Below are 18376 nucleotides of genomic sequence, written 5' to 3'. Positions count from 1 at the left end.
GCCGCCTTGCGCTCCGCGACGCTGCGGGAATCAGTCTTCAGGCTCTTCAGGACATGCTTGCGCGGCTCGACGGACTCGAACCGCTTCGGGACGCGCCGATAGAGCGACCATCCGCCATTGCGGAGAACGATGATGTCCTGAGCCATCGCGTGTACCTCGTTTTGTACGACGCAATGTATTGCGAAAACGCGCTGAGGGTAAACGCCCCAGCGTTACCGAGGGTTAATTCGGTAATAAAATCAGCAATTTATGCTGCGGTCGGAATAGGAATATATGGCGGAGGGAGCGGGATTCGAACCCGCGATACGGTTTCCCGTATACACACTTTCCAGGCGTGCGCCTTCAACCACTCGGCCACCCCTCCGGAGCCGCTCGACCTAGCAAACCGCGTTGCGCCGGACAAGTGCGGGAACGCGGCGAAACATCAAAGGCCGCAGGGCGACGACGAAGCATTGCCCTCGCCCGGCCGGCGTCGCATCCTCCGGGCCGCCGGCCCAAAGGGGCGGCGCCTCGCCAAACGCCCCTCCCGACACCATGTGACGCCTTCATGATCCGCTTCCTGTTCCGTCTGCTTGGCTTTCTCGTTCTTGCCGCCGGTTCGTGGCGTTGGTGATCGACGGCACCCGCGCCATCGCCTCCGGGGCGGTCGCCTTCACGGCGACCGAGACGAGCTGGGCCGCGGCCTCGCCCGAGACGCTCGCCAGCCTGCGGCAGTCGGCGGGCATGGCGCAGGCGCCGGTCGACTGGATCCTCGCGCAGCCGACCTGCGCGGTGCTCGCGGTGATCGGCGTCGTGTTCATGCTGATCGGCCGCCGCAGACGCCGCCGCGTCGGCGTCGCGCCGTAACGCCGGAGCCCTCGGCGGCGTATCAGGGGAAGATCCATTTCCAGCCAAGGAGACGCCCGATGTTCGGATTCCTCCGCAAGTCCCTCGAACTGCCGACGCGCGAGGAGGCCCTGCCGGGCCGCGACGCGCCGCTTCCCACCGCCGAGCGCCACCACGTCAACGGCTCGCTTCTGAAGGGCCCGCACCCGGACGGCGCCGAGATCGCGATGTTCGGCCTCGGCTGCTTCTGGGGCGCCGAGCGCGCGTTCTGGCAGGCGCCGGGCGTGATCTCGACCGCGGTCGGCTACGCCGGCGGCTTCACGCCGAACCCGACCTATGAGGAGGTCTGCTCCGGCCGCACCGGCCACAACGAGGTGGTGCGCGTGGTGTTCGATCCGGCGAAGACCTCCTACGAGGCGCTGCTGAAGCTGTTCTTCGAGAGCCACAACCCGACGCAGGGCATGCGCCAGGGCAACGACATGGGCACCCAGTACCGTTCGGGCGTCTACGTCTTCGACGACGCGCAGCGACGCGCGGCCGAGGAGACGGCCGCCCGCTACGGCGAGGCGCTCGAAGCCCGCGGCCTCGATGCGGTGACGACCGAGATCCTCGACGCGCCCGAGTTCTACTTCGCCGAGGGCTACCACCAGCAGTATCTCGCCAAGAACCCCGGCGGCTATTGCGGCCTCGGGGGCACGGGCGTCGCGTGCCCGATCCCGACCGGCGTCGCGGCCTAAGGACCAGGCCGCGACTTTTAGACAATCAGCGGCCTGCGGCCGTCGGGCGCCTTGCCCGGCGGCTCGCGCCGTGTCATGCGGCTTTCCATGGCACAGGCGCGCAAGAGCAACGTCTTCGAACGCAAGCTGGAGCGGGGGCTGTTCGCCAGCCGCTGGCTGATGGCGCCGTTCTATGTCGGCCTCGTGGTCGGCCTGGTCGTCCTGCTGCTGAAGTTCGCGCAGGAGCTGCTGCACTTCATCGAGCGCGTCTTCGTCGCGACCGAGAGCGAGACGATCCTCGGCATCCTGTCGCTGATCGACCTGTCGCTGACGGCGAACCTCGTGTTGCTGGTGATCTTCTCGGGCTACGAGAACTTCGTGTCGCGCATGGACCTCGCCGACCAGAGCGAGCGCCCGGAATGGATGGGCAAGATCGACTTCTCGGGCCTGAAGCTGAAGCTTCTCGCCTCGATCGTCGCGATCTCGGCCATCCAGCTCCTCAAGGCCTTCATGGACATCAAGGAGATCGCCGACCGCGATCTCTGGTGGATGGTCGTGGTCCACGCTGTGTTCGTCGCCTCCGGCATCCTGCTTGCGCTCTCCGACTGGGTCAGCGACCACGCGCACTACATCGAGGCGAAGTCGCACGCGCTGCACAAGAAGAACCACACCAAAGAGACCGACGAGGTCGCAGACGAAGACGCGCCGGCGGCCGACGAGAACCACAAGGGTTCGGCTGCGGCCAAGGCGCACTGAACGGCGCCGCGGTCCCTTCGCATTCTTCCGCCATCCGCTTGGCCTTCGCGCCCGCCTTCGTCTATGAAGGCGCGCTTCCGTCCGGATCGGCAGCTGAAAGGCGCGCGGTCCTCCGCCTGGACCGCAGCGCATGACCGACGCACAGCCCGACACGCTTTCTGAGATCCGCCGCGAGATCGACCGGATCGACGAGGCCATGCACCTGCTGCTCATGGAGCGCGGGGCCGTGATCGACCGTCTGATCGAGATCAAGCGCACGGCCGCCACCGGCTCGGCGTTCCGGCCCCAGCGCGAGGCCGACATGATGCGCCGCCTCGCGGCCCGCCATCAGGGACGCCTGCCGCTCGCCACCGCCGAGCATCTCTGGCGCACCATCATCGCGACCTTCACCCATGTGCAGTCGCCCTTCACCGTCCATGTCGAGCAGGGCTCCGACGCGCTCGGCATGCATGACCTCGCGCGGTTCCACCTCGGCTTCGACGTGCCGCTCGTCGGCCACGGCACGCCGCAGCGGGTGATCCAGGCAGTGGCGGGCTCGACCGGCGACCTCGGCCTCGTGCGCATCTCAGCCGAGCCGGGATCGGCCTGGTGGGAGGCGCTTGGCGGCGAAGGCGGCCCGCAGGTGATGGCGCGGTTGCCGTTCCTGGCGCGCGGAAGCCATCCTGCGCCCGCGCCCGCCCTCGTGGTGGCGCGCCCGCTCGGCGAGGCCGCCGCCTCCGAGACCACCGTCTGGGCGATCGAGCACGAGAGCGAGACCGCGCCCGACGACGGAGCCGAGACGCTCGCGAGCGTGAAGCGCAACGGCCGGCTGCTGCGGCTGGCCGCCGCCCATGGCGAGACGCCCCCGGCCGAACACGCCCGCAGGCTCGGCGGCTACGCCTCGCCGCTCGCCGCCTGACGCGCCGCGCCTCGCGGCGGGACGCACGCCGCAGAAACGATCGACTCCATGACGCTCTCCGAACCGATGACGACCGACACCGCCCCCACCCCTCGCCCCGGCGCGCTCGCGATCGACGCCTATGTGCCCGGCAAGTCCAGGGCGCCGGCGGGCGTGAAGCTGCACAAGCTGTCGTCCAACGAGACCCCGCTCGGCCCGAGCCCCAAGGCGATCGCGGCGTTCCGCGAGGCCGCCGGCTCCCTCGAGATCTATCCGGACGGCAGCTCGAGCGCTCTGCGCGAGGCGATCGCGCGCGCCCACGGCCTGGACCCTGAGCGCATCGTCTGCGGCGCGGGCTCCGACGAGCTGCTGTCGCTGCTCGCCTCGGCCTATCTCGCGCCGGGCGACGAGGGCCTGTTCACCGAGCACGGCTTCCTCGTCTACAAGATCGCGATCCTGGCGGCCGGCGGCGCGCCCGTGGTCGCGCCCGAGACCAACCTCACGACCGACGTCGACGCGCTGCTCGCGCGCGTCACCGACCGGACCCGCATCGTCTACATCGCCAACCCCAACAACCCGACCGGCACCTACCTGCCGTTCGACGAGGTGAAGCGGCTGCACGCCGGGCTGCCGAAGTCGACGCTGCTGGTGCTCGACGCGGCCTATTCCGAATATGTCCGCGCCAACGACTACGCGGCGGGCATCGAGCTCGTCTCGGGGTCGGAGAACGTCGTGATGACGCGCACCTTCTCGAAGGTGTTCGGGCTCGCGAGCCTTCGCATCGGCTGGCTCTACGGACCCGAAGGCGTCGTCGACGCGCTCAACCGCATCCGCGGGCCGTTCAACGTCTCGGGGCCCGCGATCGCGGCGGGCGCGGCGGCGGTCGCCGACCGGGCGCATCTCGACGCCGCGGTCGCGCACAATTCGGAATGGCTCGTGAAGCTCACCGAGGGCGTGCGCGCGCTCGGGCTCGAGGTCGCGCCGTCGGTCGCGAACTTCATCCTGATCCGCTTTCCGAAGGACGCCGGCCGCACGGCCGCGGACGCGGACGCGTTCCTCACCTCGCGCGGCCTCGTGTTGCGCGCCGTCGGGGCCTATGGGCTTCCCGACTGCCTCAGGCTCACCATCGGCTCGGCGGAAGCCAATGAGACCGTGCTTGCGGCGCTCGCCGAGTTCACGGGCAAGTCCCGTGGCTGAACCGATCTTCGAACGCGTCGCGATCATCGGCGTCGGCCTCATCGGCTCGTCGATCGCGCATGCGGCGCGGCGCGGCCGGCTCGCGGCCGAGATCGTGGCCACCGACGCAAGCGCCTCGGTGCGCGCCAGGGCAAGCGACCTCGGCCTGTTCGACGCGGTTCTGGAGACCTCGGCCGAGGCCGTCGCGGAGGCCGACCTCGTGGTCGTCTGCACCCCCGTCGGCGTCTGCGGCGCGGTGGCGGCGGAGGTTGGCCCGAAGCTCAAGGTCGGCGCCGTGCTCACCGACGTCGGCTCGGTGAAGGGCGCGTGGTGCGCGACATGGGCCCGCACGTTCCCGCCCACGCCGCCTTCATCCCCGGCCACCCGATCGCCGGCACGGAAGACTCCGGACCGGACGCGGGCTTCGCCGAACTCTTCGACGGCCGCTGGGCGATCCTGACGCCGCTGTCTCCCGCCGACGAGGCGGATGTCGCGAAGCTGCGCGGCTTCTGGGAAGGCATGGGCGCGAACGTCGACACGATGAGCGTCGAGCATCACGACCTCGTCTTCGCGATCGTGAGCCACGTGCCGCATCTGATCGCCTACAACATCGTGGGAACGGCGGCCGACCTCGAGGACGTGACCCAGTCGGAGGTCATCAAGTACTCGGCCTCGGGCTTCCGCGACTTCACCCGCATCGCGGCCTCCGACCCGACGATGTGGCGCGACATCTTCCTCAACAATCGCGACGCGGTGCTCGAGATCCTCGGGCGCTTCGTCGAAGACCTGACGGCGCTGCAACGCGCGATCCGCTGGGCGGAAGGCGACAAGCTGTTCGAGCTTTTCACCCGCACCCGCGCGATCCGCCGCGGCATCATCGAGCAGGGCCAGGACACGCGGCGCCGGATTTCGGCCGCAGGGCGCGCCAGAGACGAAAGGCTGAGGGCCGCACGCATCGCGCGCGCGGTCATCGGGGTTGATCAGCCCGCCATGCGGGCGCAAAGGAAACGCGCATGACCAAGGCCCTCGACCAGAGTCGCGCCGTCAATCCGCTGCTCAAGCTCGCGCTCGAGCTCGGGCCGCTCGTGGTGTTCTTCGTCGCCAACTCCCGCGGCGGGCTGTTCGTCGGCACCGGCGCCTTCATGGTCGCGACCGTGGTGGCGCTCTCGATCTCCTGGGCGCTCACCCGCCGCATCCCGATCATGCCGCTGGTGTCGGGCGCCGTGGTGCTGGTGTTCGGCGGGCTGACGCTCGCGCTTCAGGACGAGCTCTTCATCAAGCTCAAGCCGACGATCGTGAACCTGCTGTTCGCCGGCGCGCTGTTCGGCGGCGTCGCGTTCAACAAGCCGCTGCTCGCGATCGTGTTCGACCAGGCCTTCGACCTCACCCATCAGGGCTGGATGAAGCTCTCGACCCGCTGGGCGTGGTTCTTCGTGTTCCTCGCCGTGGTCAACGAGGTGGTCTGGCGCACGCAGACCACCGATTTCTGGGTCGCGTTCAAGGTGTGGGGCATCATGCCCATCACCCTGATCTTCGCGATGGCGCAGGCGCCGCTGCTGCAGCGCTACTCGGCCGCCGCCGAGTAGGCCGCGCGCTTGGGCTCCGCGTCGAAGCGGAACGGCGACATCGGCGGGGCGTAACCCGCGCCCGCCGCGTCCTCCGGCCCGGCGCTCACCGCCCGGACCTCGACCGGCGTGTCCATCTCCTCGGGAATCGCCACGAGACGGAAGCGCGGCGCGTCGGCGTCCGGCGCGTCGATCGAGGTCATCACCGTGAAGGGCGCGGCGAAGATATAGGCGATCAGCACGGGGGCGGCCCAGGCAGCACGTCGGGCGCCGTCAGCCAGAGCGAGACCGCGAGCGCAACGCCGAACAGCGTCGCGGGCCAGAGCAGGCGCATGGCCTCGCTCCACCGCACGCGGCGGCCGTCGCGGTCCTGCGCCTCCCAACCGAGGGGCTTGCGCAGCACGAAGAGCTGCAGCAGGAACGCGGTCACCGAGAATGAGACGATCGGCGCGAACAGCATGCCGAACGTCACCTCGGCCGCGACGCCGGCCGCGAACACGCCCTGCCCGCCATAGCGACGGCTCTCGGCCGGCTGCAGCAGCACGTCGAGATAGCCCATGATCTTGGGCGCGAAGAGCACCAGCATCATCATGACGACGAGCGCGGTGCTGAGCGTCCAGGGGAACGGATCGTCGCCGCCGCCGCCGATCACCACGGGCGGATCCCAGGCCTGGGCGGCGCCTGCGACCATGAACACGATCCAGGCCGGCGCGCCGGCGTACATCAGGATCGCGATCATCAGGTTCACGCGGCCGAGGAACGGCAGGCCGGGCGAGCCGATGAGGCGCAGATACTGCATGTTGCCCTGGCACCAGCGCAGGTTCCGGCGAAGGAACTCCGGCAGCGAGGCGGGGTTGTCCTCCCACGAGCCGCCCTCTTCGGGCAGCACGCGCACCTCGTAGCCGCCCTTTCGCATCAGCACGGCCTCGAAAAGGTCGTGGCTCAGCACCGCGCCCCCGAGCGGGGCGCCGCCCGGCACGGTCGGCAGCCGGCAGTGGTCGCGGAAGGCCGCGATGCGGATGGCGGCGTTGTGGCCCCAGTAAGGGCCGTTGTCCCCGGCCCACCAGGCCGCGCCCATCGTGTAGGAGCGCATGCTGGCGCGCATGCCGAACTGGAAGGCGCGCGCGAAAATCGTGCGGGCCGGCAGACCCACCACGAGACTCTGCAGGATGCCGAGCTTGGGATTGGCCTGCATGACGCGCACGAGCCGCAGAATCGCCTCGCCCGACATGACGCTGTCGGCGTCGAGGGTGATCATCACGTCATAGGCCGCGCCCTGGTCGAGCACGAAGTCGCGGATGTTGCCGGCCTTGAAGCCCTCGTTGGAGGTGCGGCGGCGGTAGGTCACGCGCTCGGGCCGCGCGAGGCTCTCGCGCCAGCGGGAGATCGTGGCCTCCTCCTCGGCGACGGCGTCGGGCTTCTGGCTGTCGCTCAGCACGAAGACGTCGAAGCGCCCGCCCCAGCCGGTCGCGTCGAGGCTGCGCGTCACCGCGTCGAGGCGGCGCACGACGCGGGCGGGATCCTCGTGGCGCACGCACATCACCACCGCGACGCGGGCGTCGATCGGGCTGTCGGCGGGCGTGTCCGCGATGCAGGGCGCGACGACGCGCATCGGGTCCGGGGCGAAGCGCAGAATCGAGAAACCGACGAGCGCGTTCCAGAATCCGATGACGATCCACGGGGCCGAGATCAGGAAGCACCCGAGCATCACGAATTCGGGAATCGTCCAGCCGTCGACCGCCAGCACCGTCCAGAAGGCCGATCCGAGCGCCGCGACTGTCGCGAGCACGAGCGTCGCGAAAATGATTCGACGCGTCCTGAGGGACCACGCCGCCTGCGACCCCGTGGGAGTCGAGTCGGCGGATCGCTCCGCGTCCTCAGGGTCTTCCGGGGAGGACGCAGGCGTAAGATCGAGGCTAGAACGCATGTCACGCTTTCGGTTTGAGCCGGGCCGCTTATGGCGGCTTTCGACGGCGCCCCTATAACACGTCAGGCGGTCGTCCAACCGGCGCGACCCCACCAATTAGGCGCATGCAGGCGAGCGGCAACGGTCCGGGCGGAGGAGCTCCTCGCGCCCTCTGGTATCTCGGCGACGGACGGGTCGAGCTGCGCGACGGCGCAGCCCTCGGCGCGGCCGGCGACGGAGCTGTCGTGCGCGCGCTGTTTTCGGGGGTGAGCCGCGGCACCGAACGCCTCGTGCTCGACGGCCGCGTGCCCGAAAGCGAGCGGCTCCGGATGCGCGCGCCCCGGCAGGAGGGCGACTTTCCCGGACCCGTGAAGTACGGCTACGCCGCGGTCGGCCGGGTCGAGGACGGTCCGCGCGATCTCGTCGGGCGCCTCGTCTTCTGCCTCCATCCGCACGAGGAGGCGTTCGTCGCTCCTCCCGCCGTCCTCCACCTCCTGCCGCACGGCCTGCCGCCCCGGCGCGACGCTTGCGGCCAACATGGAGACGAGCCTCAACGCGCTCTGGGACGCAGGCGCCGGCGCCTGCGACCGCATCGTCGTGGTGGGCGGCGGGATCGTGGGCCTCCTCGCCGCCTCGCTCGCCGCGGGTCTTCCTGGCGCGCAGGTGACGGTGGTGGACGTCGACGAACGCCGCCGCGCGATCGCCGAGACGCTGGGCGCGGCCTTCGCGACGCCGGCCGAGGCTCCGCGCGACGCCGACGTCGTGCTTCACACCAGCGCGACCGCGGGGCCTCGCCACCGCGCTCGCGGCCGCCGGCGAGGAGGCGGCGGTGGTGGAGATGAGCTGGCACGGCTCCGACGACGTCGCGGCGCCGCTCGGCCGCGCGTTCCATTCCAAGCGCCTGAAGCTGCTGTCGTCGCAGGTGGGGCAGGTGTCGCCGTCGCGCCGGCCGCGCTGGAGCCATCGGCGCAGGCTCGCCGCGGCTCTCGAGCTGCTTGCCGCCGACCCGCGCCTCGACGCGTTGATCGACGTCGAGATCCCCTTTGGCGAGGCGCCGGCGCTGCTGCCCGAGCGTCTCGCGCCCGGCGCAGACGGCCTCGGCGTCGTGCTGACTTACCCTTGAGAGTTCTGGAGTTTTGAGATGTACGCCGTCGAAGTCCGCGACCGCATCATGATCGCCCACAGTCTCAAGGGCGAGGTGTTCGGACCCGCGCAAAAGCTGCATGGCGCGACCTTCGTGGTGGACGTCGCGTTCTTCCGCCAGGAGCTCGACCCGGATTCGATCGTGGTCGACATCGGGCGCGCGACCGAGGAGCTCGCGGCGGCGCTCAAATCCCTGAACTACGCCAATCTCGACGAGGTGGAGGAGCTCAAGGGCAAGCTCACCACCACCGAGTTCCTGAGCCGCCTGATCTTCGACCGCATGGCGGCGGCGCTCAGGGACGGGCGGCTCGGCGCGCATGCCGGCGGGGTGGAGAAGATCCGCGTGACGCTGCAGGAAAGCGACGTCGCGCGAGCCTGGTTCGAGGGGCCGGCAGGCGCGCATGGCTGAGCTCGTCCTCGCCGTCCCGGGCGACATCGCGGCCCCGACCGGCGGTTATCGCTACGACGCCCGGGTGATCGCCGAACTGACAGGCCGCGGACAGGCGGCGCGGGCGCTCTCGCTCCCGGACAACTTCCCGGCGCCGAGCGACGCCTCGATCGCAGGCGCGCTGAAGGCGCTCTCAGGCGTGCCCGCCGAGGCGACGCTCGTGGTCGACGGGCTCGCCTACGGGGCGTTGCCGGCGGAGGGGATCGTCGCGCTCGGCCGTCCGGTCGCGGCGCTCGTCCATCATCCGCTCGCGCTCGAAACCGGCCTGTCGCCGGAAGACGCCGCGCGGCTCGAGGCCTCCGAACGCGCGGCGCTCGCGGCGGCGGCGCTCGTGATCGCGACCAGCGAAGCGACCCGCACGATCCTCGTCGAGCGCTTCGGCCTCGACGGCCGCCGGGTGCGCGTCGCCGAGCCCGGCGTCGATCCCAAGCCCCGCGCCAAGGGCGGCGGCGAGGTTCCCGTGGTGCTCAGCGTCGGAGCCGTGACGCCGCGCAAGAACCACGCGACGCTCGCACGGGCGCTCGCGACGCTCTCCGACCTGCCGTGGCGCTGGGTCGTGGCCGGCGCGCTCGACCGCGCCCCCCCTGCGCCGACGCCCTGAGGGGAGAGATCGCGTCGCTCGGGATTTCGGACCGGACAGAGCTTCTGGGAGCCGTGGACGAGGCGGGCCTCTCCGCGGTCTTCGACGGCGCGGACGTCTTCGCGTTGCCCTCGCGCTTCGAGGGCTACGGCATGGCGGTCGCCGAGGCGCTGGCGCATGGCCTGCCGGTGATCGCCGGTCGTTGCGAGGCCGCGGCGGCGCTGATGTCCGAGCGCGCCGGGGCGCTGGTCGAGCCCGACGACGTCGACGCGCTAGCGCAGGCGCTGCGGGCGCTGCTCGACAATCCCGGCGCGCGCGCCCGCGCCTCGAACGCGGCCCGCACCCGCGCCGCCCGCCTGCCGCGCTGGTTCCAGTGCGCGGACGTGTTCGAGCACCTCATGGACCGCGGCCTGCCGTCTGCGGCGGCGACGTGAGCGGCTTCGATCCGGACTGGCTCGACCTGCGCGAGCCCGCCGACCACAGATCGTTGGCGAACGAACCGCTGGAGCGCATCGCCGCGCTGTTCGCCGGCCGGGAGACCGTCTCCGTCACGGATCTCGGCGCCGGCTCCGGTTCGCTGCTCCGGGCGCTCAGCCCGCGGCTTGGCCCGAAGCAACGCTGGACGCTGGTCGACGCCGACGAGGGGCTGTTGGCCCACGCCCGCACGCGGCTTTCGAAATGGGCGGACGCCTCGTCCGACGCGGGCGGCCGTCTTCTCCTCCAGAAGACCGCGACCGAAATCGAGGTCATGACGCTCGCCCGGGACCTCTCGGCCGATCCGCTGCCTGCGGCGGCGGCGGAGGCCGATCTCGTGACCGCCTCGGCGTTCTTCGATCTCGCAGGCCATGACTGGACCGAAGCCTTCGTCTCCCGGCTCGCCGCCTCCGGAAAGCCGCTCTACGCGCCGCTGGTCTATGCCGGCGAGAAGCGGTTTTCGCCAGCCCATCGGCTCGACGCGGCGGCGCTCGAGGCCTTCAACCGCCACCAGCTTCGCGACAAGGGTCTGGGACCGGCCATGGGGCCGGGAGCGGCGCTCGGGCTCGCCGAGATCGGTCGAGCGGCGGGGCTCGCCTGCCTCTCCTCGCCAAGCCCGTGGCGCCTCGACGAGGCGGATGAGGCGCTCACGCGACGGCTCGCCAGCGACATGGCGCAGGCGATCGCGGAACTGCCGGACGGACCGGAGCTCGGCGAGTGGCTCGCCTTCCGGCTTGAGCATGCGGCGAGCGGCGTCGGGGTCGCGCATGAGGATCTGCTGCTGCAGCCGGGATAGGCGCAGCGCCCTTTCCCTAGTCCGTCTCAGCCGGCGCGGTCGTCATCCGCGCCAGCACGGCGTCCTTCAGCGCGAAACGGTGATAGAGCGCGGCCGCGATGTGAAGCAGGATCAGCGCGCCGGCGATCAGCCCCATCGTGCCGTGGATCCCCAGCAGCGTCTTGGAGAAGTCTTCGTTCTTCGAGGCGATGTCGGGCAGCGTGAACAGGCCGTAGACCGAGACCGGCGCGCCGAAGGCGTTGGAGCCGGCCCAGCCGATTACCGGCATCACAAGAAGCAGCAGATAGAGCGTCCAGTGCACCGCATGGCTCACCCCGACCTGCCAACCCGCGAGCGAGGGCTCGGGAGGCGGCGGCGGCGCGGCCAGCCGGAAGGCGAGCCGGGCGAGCATCAGGACCAGCACGAGAAAGCCCGTGGATTTGTGGGCGGCGTAGAACCCGTCCTGGATCGGGCCCTTGGGCAGGCTCTCGAGCGAGATCCCGACCGGGATCATGCCGAGCACCAGGACGGCCACCGTCCAGTGCAGGATCTTCGCCGGAGTCCGGTAGCCGCCAGCGGCGGGGGCAGGAATTGCGGCGTCGCTCATCGCGCTCCTCCAAGCGTCATGCGGGACAGGACGGCGTCCTTGCGGACGTAACGGTGATGGAGCGCGGCCCCGACATGGAGCACGACGAGCGCCAGCAGCGCGTAGCCGAGGCCCTCGTGCCAGCCGTAGAGCGCCTCTCCGAGCGGCTTGTTCTCCGCCGTCAGCGTCGGAAGGTCGAACAGGCCATACATGCTGACCGGCCGGCCGAGCGCGTTCGAACCGGCCCAGCCGAGCACCGGCATGATCATCAGCAGCGCATAGAAGGCCCAATGCACGACGCCGCTCGCCGCCGCCTGCCAGGCGGGCGTGGAGGGGTCGGGCGGCGGGGGCGGATCGGCGAGCCGCAGGCGAATGCGCAGGAACATGAGGACCAGCACCACGACGCCGGTCGCCTTGTGCAGCATGGTGACGACGTCGCGCTCCGGACCCTTGGGCATGTAGCCGCGGCCGATCCCGACCGCGATCAGCGCGATCACCAGCGCCGCCACGATCCAGTGCAGCGCCCTAGCGGCCGGCGAAATAACCCGCCGCGGGCGTTCGCTCGCTCATGGGCGCTCTCCTGGTCGTGTCGCAGGGTTTCGGCCTCGCGCCGCATGTCGCAGTCGAACAGAACGTCGCCGCCGGGCAGCGGGAAGCTCCGCGTGACGGGCCGCCGCGCATGGACGAGCTCGGCGACTGGCGCAAGCGCGAGGCCCGGCCGGCCGGAGCCGACGATAAGCGGCGCGACCATCACGTGGAGCCGATCGACCGCGTCAGCGGAGACGAAGCGCGAGACCGTGTCGGCCCCGCCCTCTATCAGGACGCGGCGAAAGCCGCGGCGGGCGAGCGCGGCGACGACGTCGCCGGGCGCGATCTGGCCGGCGGTCACCGGCAGATGCACGGTCTCGACGCCCTGGACCTGAGAGCGCCGCGCGCCCTCGGCGCGAATGACGAGGCGGCGGGCGCCGTCGTCGGCGAAGATGCTGGCGTCGTCGGGAACGCGCCCGGCGGGATCAAGCACGACGCGGGCGGGCGACGCGCCCTCGACGCGCCGCACGGTCAGCCGGCAGTCGTCTGCCAGCACCGTGCCGACGCCGACCAGCACGGCGTCCAGCAGCGCGCGCAGGCGGTGCAGATGTTCGACGCCGCCGGGACCGTTGATGAAGTGCGAGGCTCCCGTCACCGTCGCGATGCGGCCGTCGAGCGATTGGCCGAGTTGGGCGACGACGATCGAACGCGCGGTCGCGACCGGCAGCAGCGCCTCGCAAAGCGGATGGCGGCTGAGCGCCGCCGGCACGGTCGCGCCGTGGCGGGCGGCGCGGACCGCCTCCCAGGCGGCTTCGGCGTCGAGGTCGGTCGCGGCCATGGTCGCTTTCGATAGCGGCGCGTGTTTTGAACGCATCCAAATAAGCCCCCGCAGGCGCGTGGAAAGGCGTTCGCGCGCGCTCGTGACGAATTGCTGAGCCGCGCGCCGTCTTCCCTCGGCCTTTGGGGGCGAGGATGCGCAGATGTCGCGGGCGCTCCACAATGATCGCGCCTTGACGGCGGCCGGCCGGCATGATCGGTCGCCGCCGAAAGGCGCGCTGAAACATCAGGAGAGAGCAGATGGGCGAAACTGAACGTCCGGAGCCGGCCGCCGGCTCGCTCGACGCGCTGTTCGACGGCTACCGCCGGTTCCGCGAAAACGCCTGGCCGGAGCTGCAGCGCCGGTTCGAACGGCTCGCCAAGGGCCAGTCGCCGAAGGTCATGGTGGTGGGTTGTTCCGACAGCCGCGTCGACCCCCAGCAGATCCTCGACGCCGCCGGGCGAGCTGTTCGTGCTGAGAAACGTCGCGGCTCTCGTGCCGCCCTACGCGCCTGACCAGCGGCACCACGGCGCGAGCGCCGCGATCGAGTTCGCGGTGCGGGGTGCTGAAGGTGAAGCGCATCGTCGTGCTGGCGCATGCCGGCTGCGGCGGCGTCAACGCGCTGTTCAACGGCGCCCCGCCGGAAGCCCAGGACTTCGTCGCCGGCTGGATGGACATCGCCGCGCGCGCCCGCGCGCACGTCGATCCCGCGCTTCAGGGCGAGGAACGCCAGAGCGCGGCCGAGGAGGCCTGCGTCGACGTCACCGTCGAGAACCTCATGACGTTCCCGTGGCTCGCCGAGCGCGTGAACGCCGGCGACCTCGAGATCACCGGCATGCATTTCGGCGTCGCGAACGGGTGCCTCCGCTGCCGCGACGAGCGCGGCTTCTGGGCCGACGCGCCGGGCCAGTGACCTTCCCTTCCTTCAGGAGACTTCGATGACCGATCTCACCATGCTGACCGGCGAGGCCACCGTGCTCGCGGCCGAGGCCAGGCGACCGACGCCATGCCCGAGATCGTGATCGGCCTGAAGAGCGGCCCGGTCGGCCACGCCTTCGCGTCGATGCTCGCCCAGAGCGTCGGCCACACCTGCATGTTCGCGGTGCGCGACCTCAACCAGCTCGTGAAGCCCGCCACCATGATGACCTCGAAGGTCACGATCCCGAGCGCCGAATACGTCGACCTGCTCGGCGGCGTGGTTCAGGGCGCGATCTCGGATGGCGTGCTCGACAGCGTGATCGAGGGCGTCATCCCGAAGGAGATCGTCGAGGACATCTGTATCGTCGCGACGATCTGGCTCGACCTGCGCTGCGCCGAGGACGAAAACCTCGACAAGGCCGACCTCTACCGGACCAACTACGAGGCGATGAAGCTCGCCATCAAGCGCGCCTTCGCGAGCGAGCCGACGATCGACGAGCTGATCGCCAACCGCAAGACGATCAAGCACTACGCCCTCGACGGCGTGGTGGAGTACTGAGACGACGCCGCCTTTCTTGTCCCGGACTTGATCCGGGACCCAGAACCGTTACGGCGAGACCAGAACGCTGCGAGCGGCGGCGCTTAAGCGAGAAAGCGTGTCGGTTCTGGGTCCCGGATCAAGTCCGGGACAAGGGTCGCGCTACACCCGCGCCGCGAAGAACCTCACGCCCCGCCACGCGACGTTCGAGACCGCGCCCGCGAGCAACCCGCCGAGCCGCCTTTCTTGTTCCGGACTTGATCCGGGACCCAGAACCGATGCGGCGAGACCAGAACGCTGCGAGCGGCTGCGCTTGAGCGAGAAAGCGTGTCGGTTCTGGGTCCCGGATCAAGTCCGGGACAAGGGTCGCGCTACACCCGCGCCGCGAAAAACCTCACGCCCCGCCACGCGACGTTCGAAACCGCGCCCGCGAGCAGCCCGCCGAGCCGCCTTTCTTGTCCCGGACTTGATCCGGGACCCAGAACCGATGCGGCAAGACCAGAACGCTGCGAGCGGCGGCGCTTAGGCGAGAAAGCGTGTCGGTTCTGGGTCCCGGATCAAGTCCGGGACGAGGGTCGCGCTACACCCGCGCCGCGAAGAACCTCACGCCCCGCCACGCGACGTTCGAGACCGCGCCCGCGAGCAGCCCGCCGAGCCACATTTTTTGTCCCGGACTTGATCCGGGACACGGAACCGTTGCGGCGAGACCAGAACACGGCGAGCGGCGGCGCTTAGGCGAGAAAGCGTTTCGGTTCTGGGTCCCGGATCAAGTCCGGGACAAGGGTCGCGCTACACCCGCGCCGCGAAGAACCGCACGCCCCGCCACGCGACGTTCGAGACCGCGCCCGCGAGCAGCCCGCCGAGCCACATTGCGATCGCGATCAGGTGCTTGGCGATGAGCTCGGCGAAGCGCACCGTGGTGCGGAACGCCCGCAGGCTCGCCCGCCCCATCACTTCCGCGACCGCGCGTGAGCGCGCGCCGAAGCGCTCCGCGAAGCGGCGCAGATCCGGCAGGTCGTCGACGGTGCGGACATATTTCATCATCCGCACGGTCTCGGCCGTTCCCACCGCCGAGCCGACCGCGCGCAGATCCGCGGCCGGGCCCGACAGCGCGCCGAGCGCCCGCGCGCCGCGGCTCGCTTCGGGAGCGGCGTCGGCGGTTCGCCCTGCCGCCTTGGCGAAGCGGCGGCCGAGATCGGCGGCGAACTCGGCCGTCATCGCGCCGGTGCGCCGCGCGGCCTTGAGCACCGACAGGCTGAAGCGCGCCGGCGCCGCGCCGCCGGCGCTCACATAGGTCGCGGCCGTCACCGCCACGCCCGCGGCGGCGAGGCCGAGAATGAGGTCGCTGTGCTCCTCGCCCTTGGCGCGCGCGACGCCTTCGCGGGCGAGATCGCGCAGGTCGCCGATCACCGTCAGGTCGGCCGCGATCGCCCCGGCGAGCGAGGCCGTCCCGTCAATCTCGCCGGTGGCGAAGCCGCGCGCCGCGCCGCGGGCGTTGCGCATGGCGACGGCGGCTGGCGCTTCGGCGGCCGAAAGCCGAGCGAGCGTCTCCGCTGTAAGCGGCCGGCCGAGCTGCTGGCCGAGATCCGCGAAGCCGCGGGCGAGATCGACGTCGTCGGCCTCGAGCGCTGCGCGGGCGCGGGCCTCGAGACGCTCCGCCGGGGCGGCCTCTGCGAGCCCGCGCTCGATCGCGACCTCGAGCGGCACGGTGTAGCCGAGGTCCGACGCCGCTCCGACCGCGACCACCACGAGCGAGGCCGCGAGCGCGACCCGGCAACCGCGCGACGTCCAGTCCACGACACGGACCGCCCGCGCGCCCATCAGAACGCCGGCCGGGGATCGAAGGAGGAAACCGCAGGACCGATCATGGAATTCGCGCGCCCGGATGCGTAAGTGCTGGCCTGAAGGAGATGGCGGCTCGAAGCGCCTGCGCAAGCCGTGCTTCCCCGGCGCCGGCGCTCCTCACGAAAGCGCGACCCGCGCGCATTGGTCGCGCCGTCGCCCAAATGCGGTATTATCCGGTTCGACTCGGCGAAAGGTTGCGACCATGGCAGGCATCGACGAGGACCGCCCCTTCGTGCCGCTCGGCATCGCGGTGGTGACCGTGTCGGACACGCGCGGACCGGACGACGACAAGTCCGGCGCGACGCTTCGCGAGCGGATCGAGACGGCCGGCCATCGCGTCTCGGGACGGCAGATCGTGCGCGACGACCGCGAGGCTCTGCGCGCGGCGGTCTCGGGCTTCGTCGCCGATCCGGCGACCGACGTGGTGCTGACCACCGGCGGCACCGGCTTCACCGGCCGCGACCTGAGCCCGGACGCGCTGGAGCCTCTGTTCGAGAAGCGCATGGACGGCTTTTCGGCCCTCTTCCACGATTATTCCAAGGGCACCGTGGGAACCTCGACGCTGCAGTCGCGCGCGACCGCGGGCGTCGCGGGCAAGACCTTCGTGTTCGTGCTGCCGGGCTCGTCCGGCGCCTGCCGCGACGCCTGGGACGGGGTTCTGAAGGCGCAGCTCGACTATCGCCACCGCCCCTGCAACTTCGTCGAGATCCTTCCCCGGCTCGACGAACACCTGAAGCGCGGCAAGCTCAAGGGCGCGGCCCCGCCGCAAGGCGGGGCCTGAACGATGCGCCCGGGCCTCGAAACCTTCCGTTTCGAACCCGACCTCAGCGGCCGGATCAACGGGCGCTCGTTCTACTGGCGGCTTCCGGGCGACATCAGCGCCAAGGACGAACTGTTCGCCGTCTTCTCGAAATCGCTGTGGTTCCCCCGCGACTTCGGATTCGACTGGGACGGTCTTCTGGACTGCCTCTGCGATTTCGGCTGGATGTCGGACCGCAAGATCATCCTGGTGCACGACCGCCTGCCGCGCCTGCCGGAGCGCGAACTCAAGCTCTACCTGATCGTGCTTCGCGACGCCGTGCGCTGGTGGCGCTTCGAAGACCCGCACGAGCTGGAAGTCGTGTTTCCGGAAGACTTGCGCGGGCGGATCGAGGCCTTGCTGGCGGCCGACCCGGCGACGCTCCGGGGCTGACGCTCAGTAGAGCCGCGCGAGCAGGCTCGGCGGCACGCGCAGCATCAGCAGGCCGGCGCACAGCGCGGACTTCAGGCCGCCTGACCGCTCCTTCGGCGTCGCGCCTGCGGGCGCAAGCGCGCGCGCGCGCAGCCGCGTCAGACGCCCGGCCCCGATGCGGCGGACGAGATCGGCCTCCGCCATCACGGCGAGCGGACGGAAACCGCCGGTCTTTTCATAGAAGCTCTTGTGGATCAGCAGCCCCTGTTCGGGCCGCGGCAGGCCGGTGAGCAGCCGCGACAGCGCGGCCGAGACCTCCGCCATCCGCGCCTGCCGGCCGAAGCCGTCCTGCCCGAAGCTGAAGGTCGCGGCGCGGCGGCCAGTCTCGCCCGTGCGCTCCAGCGCGTCGGCGAACTGGCGCGCCTCATGGCGCCAGCTTTCGTCGAGCACGACGCCCGGCTCGAGGAACAGCAGCCACGGCCCCTTGGCCGCGCGGGCGGCGGCGTCGAGGCGCGAGCCGCGGTCGGGCCGGCCCTGCATCACGTCGCAGCCGGCGAGGTCGGCGATCTCGACGGTGGCGTCGGTCGAGCCGGCGTCCGTCACCACGACGTCGCGAACGAGGCCGTCGGCCGCGCCGGGCACAAGGGCCGCGAGCGTCGGCACGAGCCTCGCTTCGTCGTTCCGGGTGGGTATCACCACGCTCAACATGTCAGATCGCTAGCATGCCAGAAG

20 protein-coding genes, 1 tRNA gene and 5 pseudogenes are annotated in these 18376 nt (G+C 70.8%); 17 read left to right on the top strand and 9 right to left on the bottom strand.

The window, feature by feature from the left end:
- Nucleotides 1–23: 23 nt before the first annotated feature.
- Together K6K41_RS29595 and K6K41_RS17430 are read right to left on the bottom strand one after the other, a co-directional pair.
- Nucleotides 24–146, bottom strand: a pseudogene (locus K6K41_RS29595) (hypothetical protein); the annotation flags it as partial.
- Nucleotides 147–274: 128 nt separating this feature from the next.
- Nucleotides 275–364: transfer RNA gene (locus K6K41_RS17430), tRNA-Ser, on the bottom strand.
- 245 nt (nucleotides 365–609) lie between these two features.
- Here K6K41_RS17430 and K6K41_RS17425 point away from each other — a divergent pair.
- The 7 genes and pseudogenes from K6K41_RS17425 (at nucleotide 610) to K6K41_RS17395 (ending at nucleotide 5936) form a co-directional block, all read left to right on the top strand.
- Entirely contained in the window at nucleotides 610–846 is a 237-nt protein-coding gene (locus tag K6K41_RS17425; RefSeq protein ID WP_261401564.1) for a hypothetical protein, read from the top strand.
- A 59-nt stretch (nucleotides 847–905) separates the two neighbouring features.
- Entirely contained in the window at nucleotides 906–1562 is a 657-nt protein-coding gene (gene msrA, locus K6K41_RS17420; protein WP_261401563.1) for a peptide-methionine (S)-S-oxide reductase MsrA, read from the top strand.
- 87 nt (nucleotides 1563–1649) lie between these two features.
- Nucleotides 1650–2297 (top strand): TIGR00645 family protein, encoded by a 648-nt coding sequence (locus K6K41_RS17415; protein ID WP_261405767.1) that lies wholly within the window; start codon nucleotides 1650–1652, stop codon nucleotides 2295–2297.
- Nucleotides 2298–2427: 130 nt separating this feature from the next.
- Entirely contained in the window at nucleotides 2428–3195 is a 768-nt protein-coding gene (locus tag K6K41_RS17410) for a chorismate mutase (RefSeq protein ID WP_261401562.1), read from the top strand.
- A 66-nt stretch (nucleotides 3196–3261) separates the two neighbouring features.
- The gene (locus tag K6K41_RS17405; protein ID WP_261405766.1) at nucleotides 3262–4371 is read left to right on the top strand and encodes a pyridoxal phosphate-dependent aminotransferase; all 1110 of its coding nucleotides are present in this window, start codon (nucleotides 3262–3264) and stop codon (nucleotides 4369–4371) included.
- Nucleotides 4319–5330 (top strand): annotated as a pseudogene (locus K6K41_RS17400) (prephenate/arogenate dehydrogenase family protein). Before K6K41_RS17405 ends, K6K41_RS17400 begins: the two are co-directional and overlap by 53 nt.
- 33 nt (nucleotides 5331–5363) lie before the next feature.
- Nucleotides 5364–5936, top strand: a complete 573-nt coding sequence (locus tag K6K41_RS17395; protein WP_261401561.1) for a septation protein A — start codon at nucleotides 5364–5366, stop codon at nucleotides 5934–5936.
- On the opposite strand, the gene K6K41_RS17390 is transcribed toward K6K41_RS17395, so the two are convergent.
- Nucleotides 5915–6157 (bottom strand): hypothetical protein, encoded by a 243-nt coding sequence (locus tag K6K41_RS17390; protein ID WP_261401560.1) that lies wholly within the window; start codon nucleotides 6155–6157, stop codon nucleotides 5915–5917. The two genes, K6K41_RS17395 and K6K41_RS17390, sit on opposite strands and share 22 nt — an antisense overlap.
- Nucleotides 6151–7842, bottom strand: coding sequence for a glucans biosynthesis glucosyltransferase MdoH (mdoH, locus tag K6K41_RS17385; protein ID WP_261401559.1), 1692 nt, complete (start codon nucleotides 7840–7842; stop codon nucleotides 6151–6153). The genes K6K41_RS17390 and mdoH overlap by 7 nt, the downstream gene beginning before the upstream one ends.
- Before the next feature lie 104 nt (nucleotides 7843–7946).
- Between mdoH and K6K41_RS30560 the strand changes: the two are divergent.
- The 5 genes and pseudogenes from K6K41_RS30560 to K6K41_RS17360 all read left to right on the top strand — a co-directional run bounded on the left by K6K41_RS30560 (nucleotide 7947) and on the right by K6K41_RS17360 (nucleotide 11262).
- Nucleotides 7947–8944: pseudogene (locus K6K41_RS30560) on the top strand (zinc-dependent alcohol dehydrogenase).
- 18 nt (nucleotides 8945–8962) lie between these two features.
- On the top strand, nucleotides 8963–9373 hold the full coding sequence (locus K6K41_RS17375) for a 6-pyruvoyl trahydropterin synthase family protein (protein WP_261401558.1): 411 nt from the start codon (nucleotides 8963–8965) through the stop codon (nucleotides 9371–9373).
- Entirely contained in the window at nucleotides 9366–10013 is a 648-nt protein-coding gene (locus tag K6K41_RS17370) for a glycosyltransferase (RefSeq protein WP_261401557.1), read from the top strand. Before K6K41_RS17375 ends, K6K41_RS17370 begins: the two co-directional genes overlap by 8 nt.
- Complete coding sequence (locus tag K6K41_RS17365; protein WP_261401556.1) at nucleotides 9956–10426, top strand: glycosyltransferase family 4 protein; 471 nt, start codon at nucleotides 9956–9958, stop codon at nucleotides 10424–10426. Before K6K41_RS17370 ends, K6K41_RS17365 begins: the two co-directional genes overlap by 58 nt.
- On the top strand, nucleotides 10423–11262 hold the full coding sequence (locus tag K6K41_RS17360; protein WP_261401555.1) for a class I SAM-dependent methyltransferase: 840 nt from the start codon (nucleotides 10423–10425) through the stop codon (nucleotides 11260–11262). The genes K6K41_RS17365 and K6K41_RS17360 overlap by 4 nt, the downstream gene beginning before the upstream one ends.
- Nucleotides 11263–11278: 16 nt before the next feature.
- Here K6K41_RS17360 and K6K41_RS17355 read toward each other — a convergent pair whose 3' ends face one another.
- The 3 genes from K6K41_RS17355 to K6K41_RS17345 are packed head-to-tail and all read right to left on the bottom strand — an operon-like array spanning nucleotide 11279 to nucleotide 13193.
- Nucleotides 11279–11848: a cytochrome b gene (locus tag K6K41_RS17355; protein ID WP_261401554.1), complete on the bottom strand. Its 570-nt coding sequence runs from the start codon at nucleotides 11846–11848 to the stop codon at nucleotides 11279–11281.
- A complete protein-coding gene (locus K6K41_RS17350; RefSeq protein ID WP_261401553.1) occupies nucleotides 11845–12336 on the bottom strand; it encodes a cytochrome b in 492 nt (163 codons plus the stop codon). The genes K6K41_RS17355 and K6K41_RS17350 overlap by 4 nt, the downstream gene beginning before the upstream one ends.
- Complete coding sequence (locus K6K41_RS17345) at nucleotides 12321–13193, bottom strand: RibD family protein (protein WP_261401552.1); 873 nt, start codon at nucleotides 13191–13193, stop codon at nucleotides 12321–12323. Before K6K41_RS17345 ends, K6K41_RS17350 begins: the two co-directional genes overlap by 16 nt.
- A 450-nt stretch (nucleotides 13194–13643) precedes the next feature.
- Here K6K41_RS17345 and K6K41_RS29575 point away from each other — a divergent pair.
- The 3 genes and pseudogenes from K6K41_RS29575 to fae form a co-directional block, all read left to right on the top strand.
- Nucleotides 13644–13691: pseudogene (locus tag K6K41_RS29575) on the top strand (hypothetical protein); the annotation flags it as partial.
- A gap of 43 nt (nucleotides 13692–13734) precedes the next feature.
- Complete coding sequence (locus K6K41_RS17340) at nucleotides 13735–14085, top strand: carbonic anhydrase (RefSeq protein WP_261401551.1); 351 nt, start codon at nucleotides 13735–13737, stop codon at nucleotides 14083–14085.
- Nucleotides 14086–14110: 25 nt separating this feature from the next.
- Nucleotides 14111–14649: pseudogene (fae, locus tag K6K41_RS17335) on the top strand (formaldehyde-activating enzyme).
- A 768-nt stretch (nucleotides 14650–15417) separates the two neighbouring features.
- Here the strand turns inward: fae and K6K41_RS17330 are convergent.
- Nucleotides 15418–16449 carry a hypothetical protein gene (locus tag K6K41_RS17330; RefSeq protein ID WP_261401550.1) on the bottom strand — a complete coding sequence of 344 codons (1032 nt, stop codon included), beginning with the start codon at nucleotides 16447–16449 and terminating at the stop codon, nucleotides 15418–15420.
- 226 nt (nucleotides 16450–16675) lie between these two features.
- On the opposite strand from K6K41_RS17330, the gene moaB reads away from it, so the two are divergent.
- Entirely contained in the window at nucleotides 16676–17254 is a 579-nt protein-coding gene (moaB, locus tag K6K41_RS17325; RefSeq protein WP_261401549.1) for a molybdenum cofactor biosynthesis protein B, read from the top strand.
- A gap of 3 nt (nucleotides 17255–17257) precedes the next feature.
- Entirely contained in the window at nucleotides 17258–17665 is a 408-nt protein-coding gene (locus K6K41_RS17320) for a barstar family protein (RefSeq protein WP_261401548.1), read from the top strand.
- A 3-nt stretch (nucleotides 17666–17668) separates the two neighbouring features.
- On the opposite strand, the gene K6K41_RS17315 is transcribed toward K6K41_RS17320, so the two are convergent.
- Nucleotides 17669–18340 (bottom strand): glycosyltransferase, encoded by a 672-nt coding sequence (locus K6K41_RS17315; protein WP_261401547.1) that lies wholly within the window; start codon nucleotides 18338–18340, stop codon nucleotides 17669–17671.
- Nucleotides 18341–18376: the final 36 nt, after the last annotated feature.

This window comes from Chenggangzhangella methanolivorans, from assembly GCF_019797865.1.
GTDB lineage: Bacteria > Pseudomonadota > Alphaproteobacteria > Rhizobiales > Methylopilaceae > Methylopila > Methylopila methanolivorans.
The sequence above is the reverse complement of the archived record's forward strand: the minus strand, read 5'-3'. Positions and strand labels throughout refer to the sequence as shown.

Coding starts and splice junctions, on each gene's coding strand:
- K6K41_RS17320 (WP_261401548.1), top strand. CDS start 17,258: ATGCGCCCGGGCCTCGAAACCTTCCGTTTCGAACCCGACCTCAGCGGC.
- K6K41_RS17410 (WP_261401562.1), top strand. CDS start 2,428: ATGACCGACGCACAGCCCGACACGCTTTCTGAGATCCGCCGCGAGATC.
- mdoH (WP_261401559.1), bottom strand. CDS start 7,842: ATGCGTTCTAGCCTCGATCTTACGCCTGCGTCCTCCCCGGAAGACCCT.
- K6K41_RS17370 (WP_261401557.1), top strand. CDS start 9,366: ATGGCTGAGCTCGTCCTCGCCGTCCCGGGCGACATCGCGGCCCCGACC.
- K6K41_RS17395 (WP_261401561.1), top strand. CDS start 5,364: ATGACCAAGGCCCTCGACCAGAGTCGCGCCGTCAATCCGCTGCTCAAG.
- msrA (WP_261401563.1), top strand. CDS start 906: ATGTTCGGATTCCTCCGCAAGTCCCTCGAACTGCCGACGCGCGAGGAG.
- K6K41_RS17375 (WP_261401558.1), top strand. CDS start 8,963: ATGTACGCCGTCGAAGTCCGCGACCGCATCATGATCGCCCACAGTCTC.
- moaB (WP_261401549.1), top strand. CDS start 16,676: ATGGCAGGCATCGACGAGGACCGCCCCTTCGTGCCGCTCGGCATCGCG.
- K6K41_RS17405 (WP_261405766.1), top strand. CDS start 3,262: ATGACGACCGACACCGCCCCCACCCCTCGCCCCGGCGCGCTCGCGATC.
- K6K41_RS17355 (WP_261401554.1), bottom strand. CDS start 11,848: ATGAGCGACGCCGCAATTCCTGCCCCCGCCGCTGGCGGCTACCGGACT.
- K6K41_RS17345 (WP_261401552.1), bottom strand. CDS start 13,193: ATGGCCGCGACCGACCTCGACGCCGAAGCCGCCTGGGAGGCGGTCCGC.
- K6K41_RS17415 (WP_261405767.1), top strand. CDS start 1,650: ATGGCACAGGCGCGCAAGAGCAACGTCTTCGAACGCAAGCTGGAGCGG.
- K6K41_RS17330 (WP_261401550.1), bottom strand. CDS start 16,449: ATGGGCGCGCGGGCGGTCCGTGTCGTGGACTGGACGTCGCGCGGTTGC.